This window comes from Nonomuraea marmarensis (assembly GCF_043197025.1).
Lineage (GTDB): Bacteria > Actinomycetota > Actinomycetes > Streptosporangiales > Streptosporangiaceae > Nonomuraea > Nonomuraea marmarensis.
Genome location: NZ_JBICRM010000028.1, coordinates 21,668 through 35,837, shown reverse-complemented (window position 1 = coordinate 35,837; position 14,170 = coordinate 21,668). Strand labels below are relative to the sequence as shown.

At 70.0% G+C, this 14,170-nt stretch carries 16 protein-coding genes; 5 read left to right on the top strand and 11 right to left on the bottom strand.

Annotated features, from left to right (window positions below; genetic code table 11):
* Positions 1-36 precede the first annotated feature (36 nt).
* The 3 genes from ACFLIM_RS35130 (at position 37) to ACFLIM_RS35120 (ending at position 3,191) form a co-directional block, all read left to right on the top strand.
* Positions 37-597, top strand: coding sequence for a TetR/AcrR family transcriptional regulator (locus ACFLIM_RS35130; protein WP_393172677.1), 561 nt, complete (start codon positions 37-39; stop codon positions 595-597).
* Positions 598-736: 139 nt separating this feature from the next.
* Positions 737-2,095 (top strand): glycoside hydrolase family 6 protein, encoded by a 1,359-nt coding sequence (locus ACFLIM_RS35125; RefSeq protein WP_393172676.1) that lies wholly within the window; start codon positions 737-739, stop codon positions 2,093-2,095.
* 112 nt (positions 2,096-2,207) lie between these two features.
* The gene (locus ACFLIM_RS35120) at positions 2,208-3,191 is read left to right on the top strand and encodes an LLM class flavin-dependent oxidoreductase (protein WP_393172675.1); all 984 of its coding nucleotides are present in this window, start codon (positions 2,208-2,210) and stop codon (positions 3,189-3,191) included.
* A gap of 79 nt (positions 3,192-3,270) precedes the next feature.
* Here ACFLIM_RS35120 and ACFLIM_RS35115 read toward each other — a convergent pair whose 3' ends face one another.
* Together ACFLIM_RS35115 and ACFLIM_RS35110 are read right to left on the bottom strand one after the other, a co-directional pair.
* On the bottom strand, positions 3,271-3,738 hold the full coding sequence (locus ACFLIM_RS35115) for a hypothetical protein (RefSeq protein ID WP_393172674.1): 468 nt from the start codon (positions 3,736-3,738) through the stop codon (positions 3,271-3,273).
* On the bottom strand, positions 3,722-4,525 hold the full coding sequence (locus ACFLIM_RS35110) for a PAS domain S-box protein (protein WP_393172673.1): 804 nt from the start codon (positions 4,523-4,525) through the stop codon (positions 3,722-3,724). The genes ACFLIM_RS35115 and ACFLIM_RS35110 overlap by 17 nt, the downstream gene beginning before the upstream one ends.
* A 125-nt stretch (positions 4,526-4,650) precedes the next feature.
* Between ACFLIM_RS35110 and ACFLIM_RS35105 the strand changes: the two genes are divergently transcribed.
* Positions 4,651-4,929, top strand: a complete 279-nt coding sequence (locus ACFLIM_RS35105; protein WP_393172672.1) for a hypothetical protein — start codon at positions 4,651-4,653, stop codon at positions 4,927-4,929.
* Between the two features lie 37 nt (positions 4,930-4,966).
* Here ACFLIM_RS35105 and ACFLIM_RS35100 read toward each other — a convergent pair whose 3' ends face one another.
* The 5 genes from ACFLIM_RS35100 to ACFLIM_RS35080 are packed head-to-tail and all read right to left on the bottom strand — an operon-like array spanning position 4,967 to position 7,883.
* Positions 4,967-5,935 (bottom strand): sugar kinase, encoded by a 969-nt coding sequence (locus ACFLIM_RS35100; protein WP_393172671.1) that lies wholly within the window; start codon positions 5,933-5,935, stop codon positions 4,967-4,969.
* A complete protein-coding gene (locus ACFLIM_RS35095; protein ID WP_393172670.1) occupies positions 5,932-6,114 on the bottom strand; it encodes a hypothetical protein in 183 nt (60 codons plus the stop codon). The genes ACFLIM_RS35100 and ACFLIM_RS35095 overlap by 4 nt, the downstream gene beginning before the upstream one ends.
* Entirely contained in the window at positions 6,114-6,938 is an 825-nt protein-coding gene (locus tag ACFLIM_RS35090) for a hypothetical protein (RefSeq protein ID WP_393172669.1), read from the bottom strand. Before ACFLIM_RS35090 ends, ACFLIM_RS35095 begins: the two co-directional genes overlap by 1 nt.
* Positions 6,935-7,120: a hypothetical protein gene (locus tag ACFLIM_RS50390; RefSeq protein ID WP_449291490.1), complete on the bottom strand. Its 186-nt coding sequence runs from the start codon at positions 7,118-7,120 to the stop codon at positions 6,935-6,937. The genes ACFLIM_RS35090 and ACFLIM_RS50390 overlap by 4 nt, the downstream gene beginning before the upstream one ends.
* A gap of 31 nt (positions 7,121-7,151) precedes the next feature.
* On the bottom strand, positions 7,152-7,883 hold the full coding sequence (locus ACFLIM_RS35080) for an SDR family NAD(P)-dependent oxidoreductase (RefSeq protein ID WP_393172668.1): 732 nt from the start codon (positions 7,881-7,883) through the stop codon (positions 7,152-7,154).
* A 161-nt stretch (positions 7,884-8,044) separates the two neighbouring features.
* Between ACFLIM_RS35080 and ACFLIM_RS35075 the strand changes: the two genes are divergently transcribed.
* Positions 8,045-8,908 (top strand): helix-turn-helix domain-containing protein, encoded by an 864-nt coding sequence (locus ACFLIM_RS35075; protein ID WP_393172667.1) that lies wholly within the window; start codon positions 8,045-8,047, stop codon positions 8,906-8,908.
* 5 nt (positions 8,909-8,913) lie between these two features.
* Here the strand turns inward: ACFLIM_RS35075 and ACFLIM_RS35070 are convergent, their stop codons facing one another.
* Genes ACFLIM_RS35070 through ACFLIM_RS35055 form a run of 4 tightly spaced genes read right to left on the bottom strand, consistent with a single transcriptional unit; the run spans position 8,914 to position 14,136 of the window.
* Positions 8,914-11,070: an alpha-galactosidase gene (locus tag ACFLIM_RS35070; RefSeq protein ID WP_393172666.1), complete on the bottom strand. Its 2,157-nt coding sequence runs from the start codon at positions 11,068-11,070 to the stop codon at positions 8,914-8,916.
* A gap of 27 nt (positions 11,071-11,097) precedes the next feature.
* Complete coding sequence (locus tag ACFLIM_RS35065; RefSeq protein WP_393172665.1) at positions 11,098-11,961, bottom strand: carbohydrate ABC transporter permease; 864 nt, start codon at positions 11,959-11,961, stop codon at positions 11,098-11,100.
* Positions 11,954-12,883, bottom strand: a complete 930-nt coding sequence (locus ACFLIM_RS35060; protein WP_393172664.1) for a carbohydrate ABC transporter permease — start codon at positions 12,881-12,883, stop codon at positions 11,954-11,956. Before ACFLIM_RS35060 ends, ACFLIM_RS35065 begins: the two co-directional genes overlap by 8 nt.
* Positions 12,880-14,136 (bottom strand): ABC transporter substrate-binding protein, encoded by a 1,257-nt coding sequence (locus tag ACFLIM_RS35055; protein WP_393172663.1) that lies wholly within the window; start codon positions 14,134-14,136, stop codon positions 12,880-12,882. The genes ACFLIM_RS35060 and ACFLIM_RS35055 overlap by 4 nt, the downstream gene beginning before the upstream one ends.
* Positions 14,137-14,170: the final 34 nt, after the last annotated feature.

Genomic DNA, 14,170 nt, shown 5'->3' with positions numbered 1-14,170 from the left:
CGCGGCAAGTGGGGGGTCGTTAAGTAGAGTGGCGGCATGGACGCCCAGGTGACCGAGGCCAGGCCGCGCGGACGCGAGGCCACCCGCGAGCGCATCCTGCGGGCGGCCCGCACGCTGTTCGGCGAGCAGGGTTACGAACGAGTGACCGTCCGCATGATCGCCGCCGCGGCGGAGGCCAACATCGCTCTGGTGGGCCGTTATTTCGGTTCGAAGGCCGGTCTCTTCGGCGCGGTTCTGGAGGGCGAGCCGGCCTTCAGCGACCTGTTCGACGGCGACCGGGAGGGCCTGCCGCGACGGCTGGCGGAGTACGCGGCCGAGCGGATGCAACACCCGCCGGAGAGCCCGATCCTGCGCACTCTGGAGCGCTCGGCCGGCCATCCGGAGGTCCAGGCGGTGGCCCACGAACGGCTGATCGCGGCGGTGCTCAACCCGCTGGTGGCCCACCTCGACGGCACCGACGCGCTCGCCAGGGCCCGCATGGCCACGGCGGTCTTCCTCGGCATCGGCGCCACCCGCCGCCGCCTCGGCCCCGTGGTGCCCACGCCGGCCGACGTCGACCGCCTGACCGCGGTGTTCGAGGCGTGCCTGGCGGAGTGAAAGTTTCACGTCTACCAAGGGCCTGGCCTGGAGATATGCGGCTGCCAGCGATCCGATGTCTTTGAGCGGGCGGTAACGGCTACCTACCATCCGGGGTGCCGGTGGGAGCGCTCCCACACAACGGACGGAGTAAAATTTCATGTCTCGCAGAAGGCCCGTGTTGGCGGTGCTCCTCGCGGCGGCCGCCACGGCCGTGGCGGGGGCGGTCGTCCTCTCCTCGTCCACCGCTCAAGCAGCCGACTCCGCTTTCTACGTGGATCCGCAGACCAACGCGGCCAAGTGGGTGGCCGCCAATCCGGGCGACAGCCGTACCTCGGTGATCCGGGACCGGATCGCCGCCGTGCCCCAGGGCAGGTGGTTTGCCACCTACAACCCCACCACCGTGCGGAGCCAGGTCGACGCGTACGTGGGCGCGGCCGCGGCGGCGGGCAAGATCCCGATCATGGCCGTGTACGCCATGCCGAACCGCGACTGCGGCGGCGCCAGCGCGGGCGGCGCTCCCGACCACGCCGCCTACCGGGCCTGGATCGACCAGATCGCGGCCGGACTCGGCGGCAGGCCGGCGAGCATCGTCCTCGAACCGGACGCGCTGGCAATCATGACCAACTGCATGAACTCCGCGCAACAGGCCGAGGTGAAGGCGTCCATGGCGTACGCGGGCAAGAAGTTCAGGGGGACGTCGTCGCAGGTCAAGGTGTACTTCGACATCGGGCACGACGCGTGGTTGGGCGCCTCGGAGGCCGCCTCCCGGCTGACCGGCGCGGACGTGGCCAACAGCGCCGACGGCATCGCGGTCAACACCTCCAACTACCGGGCGACGCCGGGACTGGTGTCGTACGCGAAGAGCGTCATCGCGGCGACCGGCGTGTCCAGGCTGAAGGCGGTCATCGACACCAGCCGCAACGGCAACGGCCCCCTCGGCAGCGAGTGGTGCGACCCGTCGGGCCGCGCGACCGGCAACTGGAGCACCACGAACACGGGCGACCCGGCGATCGACGCCTACCTCTGGGTCAAGCCGCCCGGCGAGGCGGACGGGTGCATCGCGGGGGCGGGGCAGTTCGTGCCGCAGCGCGCGTACGACCTGGCTGTCGCGGCCCCGCCGCCCACCGTGAGTCCCACGGTCACGGTCACCCCGACGGTCACCCCCACCGTCACCCCGACCGTCACCCCGACCGTGACCCCGACCACGGGACCGGCGGGCTGCACCGCCACGTACAAGGTGACGAGTCAGTGGCAGGGCGGCTTCCAGGGTGAGGTCACCGTGAAGAACACGGGCTCGGCCGCCATCGGCGGCTGGCGGGTCGGCTGGACGTTCCCGAGCGGGCAGACGATCTCGCAACTGTGGAACGGCACGCTGTCCGGCAGCGGCACCGTCACCGTCACGAACCTCAACTGGAACGGCGCCGTGGCCGCCGGCGCGACCACCACGTTCGGCTTCCTCGCCAGTTACAGCGGTCAGAACGGCACCCCCGCCGCGCTCACCTGTACTGCGTCCTAAGCCCCGATGAGCCCCTGCGCTGCGCCCCGCAGGGGCTCATCGGCGAAATAACGACGCCTACGCCGCTGTTGCACTGAGCCTGGTCACACCGCTCTGCGAAAGGCGCGTACTCATGGCTCTGCCGCTGTCCATCCTTGATCTGGCGCACATCGGCGAGGGAGAGACGGCGAGCGACAGCTTCACCGCCAGCGTGGCGCTGGCGCAGCGCGCGGAGGAGCTGGGATACACGCGGATCTGGTACGCCGAGCACCACAACATGGCGAGTATCGCGTCGTCGGCGACCAGCGTGCTCATCGCCCACGTGGCCGCTCATACCCGGACGATCCGCCTCGGAGCGGGCGGTGTCATGCTCCCGAACCACGCCCCGCTGACCATCGCCGAACAGTTCGGCACCCTCGAAACCCTGCATCCCGGACGTATCGACCTCGGCCTCGGCCGGGCGCCCGGCAGTGACCAGCAGACGATGCGGGCCCTGCGCCGCACTCCCTCCTCGGCGGACGGGTTCCCGCAGGACGTCCTGGAGCTGCAGGGGTACCTGTCGGGCGAGTCCAGGATCCCGGGCGTCGACGCCACGCCCGGCAAGGGCACCAACGTGCCGCTGTACATCCTCGGCTCCTCCCTGTTCGGGGCGCAGCTCGCCGCCGCGCTCGGGCTCCCGTACGCGTTCGCCTCCCACTTCGCTCCCGCCGCGCTGGAGGAGGCCGTCGCGATCTACCGGCGCGACTTCAAGCCGTCGGCGCAGCTCGAGAGTCCGTACGTGATGGCCGCCCTCAACGTGATCGCGGCGGAGACGACCGAGGAGGCGGAGGAGCAGTTCCTGGCGTCGAAGCGGTATCGGGTGAGCAGGTTCCTCGGGAGGGGACGCACGTTCACGCCGGAGGAGGCCGACATGATCCTCGACTCGCCGGCCGGGCAGCAGATCGTGCAGATGGCCCGCTACTCCGCGGTCGGGGACCCCGGCGAGGTGAAGGACTATGTGGCCGGGTTCGCCGAGCACGCGCAGGCGGACGAGCTGATCGCGGTGTTCTCGGCGCCGGACAGGAAGGCGTGGTTGCGCTCGGCCGAGCTGCTGGCGGAGGCGCACGGGCCGGCGTGATCAGGCTACCGGGCGCCAGGAGGGTAAGCGCACGACCCCGGGAGGGGCTCCGCCCAGGTCAGTCCGCGATGTCCACCGATCATTCCGACGGCTGGGAGCGCGGCGGATGCCCGAGCTGGTAGGGGCCTGTGGTCTCCGAGGCGGGCGCCGGGGACAACCCCGCCGCGACGAGCTGGGCGCGCAAGGTGATCACAGTACGCTCCAACGCGCGGATCTGCGCCTGGAGGCGGCGGATCTGGTCGCGCATCGCGGTGGAGCCGCTCTGCTCGCTGGCCAGGTCGGCGTTGACCTGGGCGGCCTGGTTCTGCATCCGGGCCAGTTGCCTCTCCATCTGGCTCAGCGCGTCCTCGTAGATCGTCTTGGCCCGCGCGAAGGCTTCCGCGTCCACCTTGGAGCGTTCGAGCTCGGCCTGGCGTTCGGCCTGGAGCAACGCGGTCTGCTGCGTCTTCCTGTTGGCGTCCGTGGCGGAGCGGAAGGCCAGGTACGCCACCCCGAGCGGCACGATCCCCACGGCCAATTGGATGAGGAGGTCAGTCAGCCCGGACACCGCGGCCTCCCACTGCCCGGATCACGCCGGTGTAGGTGATCCCGTCATCGCTGTGCCAGGCGTTGACCGTGAGCGCGATGGCGAACTCGCTGCCGTCGCGGCGCAGGCCGACCAGTGGGAAGATCCGCCCGGCCAGGTCGGAGCGCCCGCTGGAACGTACCCGCGCGAGCCCGGTGGTGTGCTGCTCGCGGAAGCGCGGCGGCATCAGTATCGTCAGCGGCCGCCCGACCGCCTCGTCGGTGGTCCAGCCGAACAGGCTGGAGGCCTGGGGATTCCACGACTGGATGATCCCGGCGTCGTCGGCGACGATGACGACCGGGGCACCGTCTTCTGTGCCGTCTCCTGGGAGGCGGTCGACCGTGACGGCCTCCGGCCAGGTGGCGATCAGCGCGATCCAGCCGCCGAGCGCGAGCCAGACCGCCCCGCCGACCCAGCCGCGCGGGTCGTCGCCGGTGAAGGTCGAGACCAGGTGCATCAGTCCGTACGTGAGGAGCAGCGCGGTGGCGGCGGCGAAGGCGATCCGGTCGGAACGCAGGAACATCTGCACCAGGCACAGGGCGCCGATGGTGCACCAGGCCAGCGCCCAGACGGTCAAGGGGGCGATGGAGGCCAGCATGGCGTACGCGGGGGTGGCGCGCTGGCCGGCCGGGGTGAACGCCAGGGAAGCGGCGATGGCCAGGCACAACAGGCCGGCGAAGGCCAGGGAGGCGCCGCGGCGCCCGATGCGGTGCAGGACCCGTGCGATGGAGCGGCGAAGGGGGGCCGCGGCAACGTCTCCGTTACTCACAGTTGCTAGATTAATGCATATAGTCAACATTGGATGGTGAACCGCTGGATGGGGGGCCCGCCCAGCGGCCAGCAGATCCCCCCACGCTCTTCACGTCGTCAACCGCCCACGGTCACAATGGAGCCATGTCGAGCTTCGAACGGCTCACCATCGAGGAAGCCCGCACCCTCACCCGCGCCGAACTCCTGCCTCGGATCGAGGAAGAGCAGAAATACTGGTACCACCGCATCCAGCGCTGCATGATGCAGCCCGGGGACGACGAGGCGTTCAAAACCTTCAACAAGATCATGCACATCGCCGCCGACCCCGGCCACGCCTCCTCCGACACGGAGGCCCTCCTCCAAGGCAGACCTCTGGACGAGGACTACTGGCGGACACCACTGGGCGAACTCGGCGAACTCTGACTCAACGGGGCCGGCGGCTACAGCGGCATCACCTCGGTCAGCGCAGAACGGACCCGGGCAGGGTGTCGAGCAGGTCGAGTTCAGGCCGGGCGGGCAGCCCCTCCCAGTCGCCGGGGGAGGCGACGGCGAAGGCGCCCGTGGTGACCGCCCTGCCGAGGCGGCCGGTCAGGTCCAGGTCGTCGAGCAGTCCGGAGAGGTAGCCGGCGACGAAAGCGTCGCCGGCGCCGACCACGTCGGCGACCCGGACCCGCCGGGCCGGAGTGTGGACGGCCTGCTCCACGGTGTGGCCAGTGGCGCCGTCCCCGCCGCGTTTGATGATCACTTCGGTCACACCGGCGTCGAGCAGCGCGGCCACGCGCTCGCGCTCCGTCGTTGCGGAGGCAGGGGCGACCAGTTCCAGTTCGTCGTCGGAGGCGACGATGACCGACAGCGACCGCGCCAGCGGGCGGAGCGTTTCGGCTGCCTGGTCGCGGCCCCAGAGCCGGGCACGGTGGTTGACGTCGAGACAGATCGGTATGCCGGAGGCGGCGGCCGCCTGCACCGCCGCGCCGACCGCCGCGGCCGGGCCACGCCCGAGGGCCGGCGTGATGCCGGTGACGTGCAGCAGCCTCGGCGGCGGATCGAGTGCGGGCAGGACGTCGCCGGGCGACAGGAAGGAAGCCGCTGAGCCCGCCCGGTGGTAGATCACCCGGGTCAGTTCGCCGGCCCGTCGCTCCAGCAAAATGAGGCCAGTGGGCCCGCGCTCGTCGGAGCGGGCGTGGGTCACGTCGATGCCCTCGGCGCGCAACGTTCGCAGCACGAGTTCTCCGGTCTCGTCACCTCCCACGAGACCGGCCCAGCGGACTCGGTGGCCCAGCCGGGCAAGGCCGATCGCGACGTTGGACTCCGCGCCGGCGACCGAGAGCCGCATCGTCCCACCCAGCCGGATCAGGCCGTCGGCGCGCAGGGCCGCCATCGTCTCACCGAACGTGACCACGTCGATCATGCCGTCACCGAGCGGGCTCACAACGCCTCCAGCAAGTTCCGGATCCGGACTCGCAGCTCGCTGACGCTCCCACCGGCGGCGGCAGCGCCGACCAGGGGCGAGCCCACGCCGACGGCGACCGCACCCGCAGCCAGGTAGTCGATGGCTTCGGCCGCCCCGACCCCGCCGACCGGGACGAACGGGGAGTTCTGTCCGGTCATCAACGCATCCGTTCCGCGGCCACCACGAGCCGCCAGGTCAGTTCACCGGACGAGGGGACGACCGCCGCCTCACCGGGACCGGCTTCCGCCAGGTCGAACACGGCGCCGAGCATGGGTTCCACGCCGACGCTGCGATAGGGCGCGTTCTCCGGAAACCCACCGAGATTGCGCCACAGGGCGGTGCCGACGGGGACTCCCGGTGGTGCCTCCAGCCGCAGGTCGAGGACGTCGGCCTGGTCCTCCACCCGGACGGCGGCGCACCGCAGCACGGCGCCCACGGCCGTGCCGTCGTCGGGGCCGAACCGGTCGAGTTCCAGCCCGAAGGGGGCGGGCCAGTGCCCGTCCAGGTGGGCGGCGCCGGACGGCCAGGGGGAATCCAGCAACGGTGCCGCCTCGGGGAAGATCCGCACCGGGGTTCCGTCAGGAGCGACGAGCCGCGCCTTCTCGCTGAGGTCGAGCAGGGCGTGAGCGGCCCAGAGGAACCTGAATCCCGGGTCGGCGGACAACCGGTAGGTCGCCACGACCGCTCCTGCCTCGTCGCCGATCGCGCGGGTCAGCTCGAATCCGGCGCAGCTCGCCGTGCTCCGGGCCGGAGCGCCCGTCCAGGGGCGGCTCCACGCGTCACCGTGGTCGGGCAGCCCACGGACCGTGGGCACGCACTCTTCGAGACCGCCGGCGTCGACGAACGCTGATCCGGGGACGACCGCGGACCTGGCGGGATCGTGCCGTGACCACAACCATTCGCGGCCGCCTCCGGACAACGACGTCCACCGGCCTCCGTGGGCGAGGTCGAAGCGCGCCGACAGGGGAACCCTCGTGGTCACCACTGGGCCACTCCGCCGTCGTCGTGTCTCCAGACCGGGTTGCGCCACGCGTGTCCCGCCTGGTCGGCGCGGCCCTCCACGATCGGCTCCCCGCAGCCGACCACGCCTTCGCCGGTCTCCACCCGGCAGAACAGCCAGCGCGGTGGCACGAGGAACGTCTCGATTCTGGTGATCTTCACCATGGCCTCCGAATGTCGATTCCCTGCCTGTCCGTCATGCCGAGTCCTTCACCGCCGTCCAGCCGCCGTCGACCACGAGGGACGCACCAGTGATGTACGAGCTCTCGGCGCAGGACAGGAAGGTCACCGCGGCGGCCACTTCGTCAGGGCGGCCGAACCGCGCGGCGGCGGTGGCCGCCACACTGCGCAGGCGGTCCTCCTCGCCGATGCCGTCCCAGGCAGGGGTGAGGATCGGCCCGGGAAGCACGGTGTTGACCCGCACCTCCGGGCCGTACTCCACGGCGAGCTGACGGCCGAGCGACACGAGCCCGCCCTTCGCGGCCGCGTACGCCGGGTGCCCGGGAACGCCCACCAGGGCGTGCACGGAGGAGGACAGCACGATGGCGCCCCGGTCCTCCCTCAGCAGCCCGACGCACGCGTTGACCGCCAGATATGTGGCTTTCAGGTTGACCGAGAGCTGCCGGTCCCAGTCGGCCTCCAACAGTTCGTGCGCCGGAGTCCGCACCACCATGCTGGCGTTGCTGTGGAGCACGTCCAGCCGTCCGAACTCGGCTCGCGCCGTGTCCGCGATCCGCCGCCAGGTCTCGGCGTCGGCGACGTCACCCTTGATCACCAGCAGGTCCGGCCGGCCGGGGCTCTGGTCGGTCAGGTCAACAGCGATCACGCGTGCGCCCTCGCGCAGAAAGCGCTCCACCACCGCGGCACCGATACCGGAAGCCGCGCCGGTCACCACGGCGACCTTCCCCGACAACAATCCTCGTCCCATGGTCTCCACCTTGTCGCTTCATTCTTGTCACTTCATTCGAATCCACGCCGCTGATCGGCGGGTGTCTGAGTAGAACCACTCAACACGCGCCAGCCGGTCGCCAGGAATGTCCGATGTGTAAGATCTCCTGGACGATCCGATGCATCTGCCATACTGAGCCTGTGCCGATCCAGGAAGGCTTCCGCAACCAGCGGCTGACCGTCGTGCCGCGCCGGGTCGTGGCCGCGGCGCACTCCCGCCCGGTGACCCGGCGCCTCATGGTCACGGACACCGGCTACTACCCGGTTGCCGCGGATCACCTGATGAAACGGCCCAACGGCATCGAGGAGGCCATCCTCATCCTGTGCGCGGCCGGCACGGGATGGGCGAACATCGGGGAAGTCCAGCACCGCGTCGGATCGAACGCGGCCCTGCTGATCCCCCGCGGCGTCCCGCACGCGTACGGCGCGTCCGCGGACAGTCCCTGGACGATCTGGTGGTGTCACCTGCGCGGCAGCGATCTGCCCGAGCTGATCGACGAGATCGGCGCCGGCGCGTCCAGGCCGGTGGTCACCATCCGGCGTCTCGATCGAGCCGTCGCCCTGCTCGACGAGATCGTGACCACCCTCGAACGGGATCATTCACCGGCCAGCCTGGTGGGCGCGGCGGGCGCCGCGTGGAAGCTGCTCACCCAGATCGTGGCCGACCGCGCCATGCCGGCGCCGGGCGACCCGTTGCAGCGCGCGATGGCCTACCTGGCCGAGCGGCTGGACAGCACCGTACGGGTCGCCGACCTGGCCGCGCTGGTCGGCGTCTCGCCCTCCCATCTGAGCGCGCTGTTCCGCCGCGCGACCGGAGGCGGGGTGCTCGCGCACCACACGGCACTCCGGATGGCGCAGGCGCGCAACCTCCTCGACACCACGGACGCGACCATCGCCGACATCGCCCGCGAGGTCGGCTATCCCGACCCGTTCTACTTCTCCCGTCACTTCAGGCGGATGCACGAGGCCAGTCCCACCGAATATCGCAACCGCGCCAAGGGCTGAGCGGTCTATGACGCCGCCCGCGTACTGAACACCCGGAGCAGCACCGACCGATCGACGTCCAAGGACGGCGCTTCGACGCCGACGAGCCGCAGCGCCCGCCCGGGCAGCGTGACCCCGGCGTGCTGCCACGGCGGGAGCACGGTACCGGCCACTGGGGCGGATCCCGGGTAGACGGCTTCGACCGTGTAGTGGCGCGTGTCGTCCAGCCCCGGGAACCGGATCCGTCCCGGCGGCCAGGTCGCCGGGCGGTCGACGACGCTGAACGCGTAGAGCGCCTCGGCGCGGTCGCCCGACACGACCCCCTCCAGCCGGTACGCCGCGTCGGCGAGGTCGGCGTGGACGACCTCGCCCGAGTGCAGCAGGGCCCGGTGCTCCTGGTGAAACGCGACCCACCGCGCCAGCGCCGCCCGGGTCTCGTCGTCCGCGGTGAGCAGATTCGTCTCGACTCCCAGGTGTCCCCACAGCGCCTTCTCCGCGCGATAGTCGAGCGGATGGGTCCGGTGGGTGGTGTGCGACTCCTCGGCCCCGATGTGCGTGCCCTGCATCTCCGGCGGGACCAGTAGCCCCGTCCAGCGCTGGATCTCCAGCCGCTCGTGCGGATCGTTGCAGTCACTAGGCCACACCCGGTCGGTGAACTCCAGGACGCCGAGGTCGACGCGCCCCCCTCCGCTGGCGCACGATTCGATCTCCAGTCCCGGGTGGGCGGCTTTGAGCTGCTCCATCAACCGGTACGCCTGTTCGACCTGGGTGCGCACCCCCGGCCGGCCGTCGGGAACGTGGCCGGCGTCGAGCAGGTACCGATTGTGGTCCCACTTGATGTAGGCGATGCCGAGCGAGCCGACGAGTTCGTTCATCCGGTCGAACAGGTAGGCGTACGCGCCGGGATGGCCGAGGTCCAGCACATGCTGGTGGCGGGAGGGCAAGCCGGGACCGTGCCCCGCGTCGAAGATCCACTCCGGGTGCCGGCGGGCCAGGTCGGAGTCCAGGTTGACCATCTCCGGTTCGAACCAGAGCCCGAAGTCCATCCCCAGTTCGCGTACCCGGTCGACGAGCGGTTGGAGGCCCTTCGGCCAGACGGCGGGGTCGACCGTCCAGTCGCCGAGCGAACTGGTGTCGTCGCGGCGGCCCAGGAACCATCCGTCGTCGAGCACGAACCGCTCGGCGCCCAGCTGCGCGCCTCGTTCGGCGAGTTCGAGCAGGGTGTCGAGGTCGTGCCGGAAGTAGACCGCCTCCCACGTGTTCAGCACCACGGGCCGGGGCGAGCCAGGGTGCTGCGGCCGGGATCTCAGGTGCCGATGGAAGCGCGCGGCGAGTTCGTCCAGCCCCACCCCCCACGACCCGTACTGCCAGCGGCTCTGGAGCTCATCGCCCTGCTCTAGCACCACCTCGCCCGGCAGCAGCAGTTCCCCCGCGGCGAGGTGCCGCGTGCCCGCCGGAGTCAGCTCGGCGGCGAGCACCTGGTTGCCGCTCCACGCGAGGTGGGTGGCCCACACCATGCCATCCCGGAACCCGAACCCGCGCTCACCGGCGACCAGCAGCAGAGTGTGCTCCAGTCCCGGCTTGCCGCCACGCGAGGCCCGCACCCACTCGCCCACCTGGAACGGGCGCCGCTGGGGCACGCGTTCAAGCGCCCAGCGACCGGTCAGGTCGAGGATCTCCGTGGCGTCCGACGGCACGGGAAGAGCCAGTTCGAGGGAGGTGACACGATACGGCGTCGCCGCGTCGTTCCTGATCCGGGCCCGCTGGCGGACGAGCCCGCTGCCGGAAAGCACCTGGATCTCGATGTCGATCGCGAGGCCGTACTCGGGGTCGTGCGCCCTGCTGCGGAGCACGGGCCCTTCGGCCGCGTCGCCGGCTTCGTGCGTCGCCTCGCGGAAGTAGGGCGCCCAGCGGCGGCCGTCACTGTCCCCGACAAGCCCCGGCCGGCCCAGCCAGCCCTCCGTGAGCTGGGGCAGCACCGGGACGGGCTGGGGGTAGGTGACCGCGCTGTCGCCGATGGCGGGCAGCGCGGCCCGGTGGAGGTCCGCCAGGGCGTCGTCGCCGAGCTCGCCGAGATCCGGCCCCCAGTGCAGGATGCGCGGAAGCCGTCCGCCGTCGACGGCGACGACGAGGCTGGTGCCTCCCGCGCGCAGGTAGACCGGTGTGTGCAGACTGTTGTTCACTTCGCCATTCCGTTGTTCCATGTGCCGTCATCCCTTGAGCCCGCTGTTCGCGATGCCCGCGAAGAACTGGCGTTGCAGAAGCAGGAAGACGATCACGAGAGGGAGCGAGCACACGAGCGCGCCTGCCATCAGGGTGGGGTAATCCGTGCCGAACTGTCCTTGCAGTCCGGCGAGGCCCACCGGCAGCGGCCGGTTCTCCCCGGAAGGGGAGACGATGAGGGGCCAGAGCAGGTCGTTCCACGAGTAGAGGCCGGTCAGCACGGTGAGCGCGGCGAGCATCGGCTTGGCCATGGGGAGCATGACGTACCAGAACACCTGGAACGGGTTGGCGCCGTCGAGCCGTGCCGCCTCCTCGTAGTCCTCCGGCATGTTGAGGAAGGCCTGTCGCATCAGGAAGGTGCCGAACGCCGAGAACAGGCCGGGGATCGCGAGAGCCGGCAGGGTGTCCAGCAGCTTCAGGTCGCGGATCAGCTCGTACTGGCCGATCAGGAACAGCTGGCTGGGGACCATCAGCATGGCGATGAACAGGCCGAACAGCGCGTTACGGCCGCGGAACGGCATGCGCGCGAAGGCGTAGCCGGCGAGCGCGGCGACCGCGACCTGCCCGATGACCCGCAGCACCAGCGAACCGGTGGAGACCGCGAACATCGACCAGAACGGCACGGTCGAGAAGAACGTCTCGAACGAGTGCAGGCTGAACTCGGCGGGCAGCACCGTCGGCGGGATCCTGCTCACCTCGGGGGTCGTCTTGAAAACGGTGAGGATCTGCCAGACGAACGGCACGACCATGATGACGGCCGCGGTGATCAGCATCGCGTGGACGGGCCAGGTGGAGGTCGGTTTCTCGCGCCGCCGGACACGTGACGTGCGGCGGACGGCGGGCTCAGCCATAGAAGACCCAGGATTTCTGAAGACGGAACTGCAGAGCCGTGGCGATCATGATCACGATGAGCAGCACGATCGCGATCGCGGCGCCGTAGCCCTGGTCGAACTGCACGAACGCCTTCTCGTAGAACAGGTAGACGATCGTCTTCGAGTCGGCGAGGGCGGTGTTGTTCACGTTGCGCAGCATGATGAAGATCAGGTCGAACATCTGCAGGGCGGCGATCACGGTGAGGATCGTGACGAAGAAGATGCTCGGGCTGAGCAGGGGCACGGTGATGTGGAAGAACTGGCGGACGCGGCCGGCGCCGTCGAGGGCGGACGCCTCGTAGACGGCCTTCGGGATCGCCCGCAAACCGGCGCCGAGGATGATCAGGTTGATGCCGAGGCCCATCCAGATGCCGGCGACGCCGAACGCGTAGATCGTGAACCGGGGGTCGGCCACCCAGTACTGGCCGTCGATGCCGAACCACGACAGCACATAGTTGAGCAGCCCGAAGTCGCCGTTGTAGATGAAGCGCCAGACCATGCCGATGGCGACGGGCAGGGTGACGACCGGCAGGAAGAAGAGCACCCGGTAGATCGTGCTTCCCCGTCCGGCCTGCTCGATCAGCGCGGCCAGCACGACCGCCAGGGGAATGCCGAGCAGGACGATCACGGTGTAGAGCGCGGAGTTCGTGAACGCCTTCCAGACCTCGCCGTCGCCGAGCAGGGTCTCGTAGTTGTCGACGCCCACGAAGCTTGCGGGCCCGAACGCCGGGACGTCCTGGAAGCTCTTGATCAGCGTGGACAGGAACGGCCACAGATAGAGAGCGACCAGGCCGATCGTGGCCGGGGCGATGAACACGAGCGCCCACCACCCGCTGGGCTGGTTACCGCCCGTGCGGCGGCCGACCGGCCGCCGTACGGGCTTCGCTGCCACGTTCGTCATTTCTTGGCGAGCACCTGGTCGACGGCGTCTTGGTACTCCTTCGCCGCGGCCTGGACGGGCTTGGCACCCTCCCAGGCCGGAGCCAGATACTGCGCGCCGAGACCCTGCCATTCGGCCGTGTTCCCCGCGACCGGGAGCGGAACGCTGTAGTCGATGGCGTCGATGAAGACCTGGAGCTTGAATTCCGGCATCGAGTCCAGCCACGGCTGCTGCGTCCCCTTGTAGGCGGGGAGCACCGTTCCGGTGGCGGCCTGGATCTCGGCGGCCTTGCTACCGCCGAGGAAGGCGAGGAATTTCCTGAGCTCCTCCGGGTGCTTGCTGCCGGCGTACCCGGCGTTGCCGATGCCGCTGGTGACGGTGGCGCGCTTGACGCCCTTCGGCAGCGGGGCGACGTCGATCTTGCCCTTCAGGTCGGCGTTCTTGTGGAACCGCAGCGCCCAGTACGCGCCGGAGAAGTACATGGCGACCTTCTGGTTCTCGAACATCGAGACCGCCTCGGTGTCCGACAATTGCTTCAACGTCGGCGACGAACCCGCCGCCTGCAGGTCGGTCCAGAACTTCAGGCCGGCTACTCCCGCCGGGCCGGCGAAGTCGGCGGCCGTGCCGTCGGCGTTGATGATGGTGCCGCCGGCCTGCAGGATCGTGTTGTAGTAGCCGCCCTGCGGGTCGATCGGCGCGGCGATCCCCCACACGCCCTTGGCCTTGTCGGTCAGCTTCTTGGCCGCGTCCTGCGCCTCCTTCCAGCCCCACGTGTCATCCGGGTACTTGACGCCCGCGGCGTCGAAGAGCGCCTTGTTGTACCAGATGCCGTTGGTGTCGAAGTCCTTCGGCAGCGCGAAGACCTTGCCCTCATAGGTGTAGGAGTCGGAGACGGCCTTGGGGTAGACGTTCATGTCGATCCCCGTGGACTTCACCGTGTCGGACAGGTCGACCAGCGCACCGCCCTTCGCGTACTCGCGGAAGTGGTCGGCGAGCATCCAGAACGCGTCCGGCGCGGTACCGCCGGCGACGCCCACCTGAAGCGTCGACCAGTACTCGGTCCACGGCAGCGTCTGGATCTTGACGGTGATGTTCGGATTCTGCTTACCGAACTCGGCGGCGATCTGCTCCATCGCCGGAGCCTGGTCCTCGCTCCAGTTCGCGTAGGTGAGGGTGACCTTCTCGTTCGGCGTGCTGCCGGATCCGCCGGAACAGGCGGTGAGCAGTGCCGCCGCCACGGCCATGGCCATGGCGGCCGTCCATTTGTGCTTCATGATGTTCCTCACTTGAACGCCGGTCGTCGGCCGG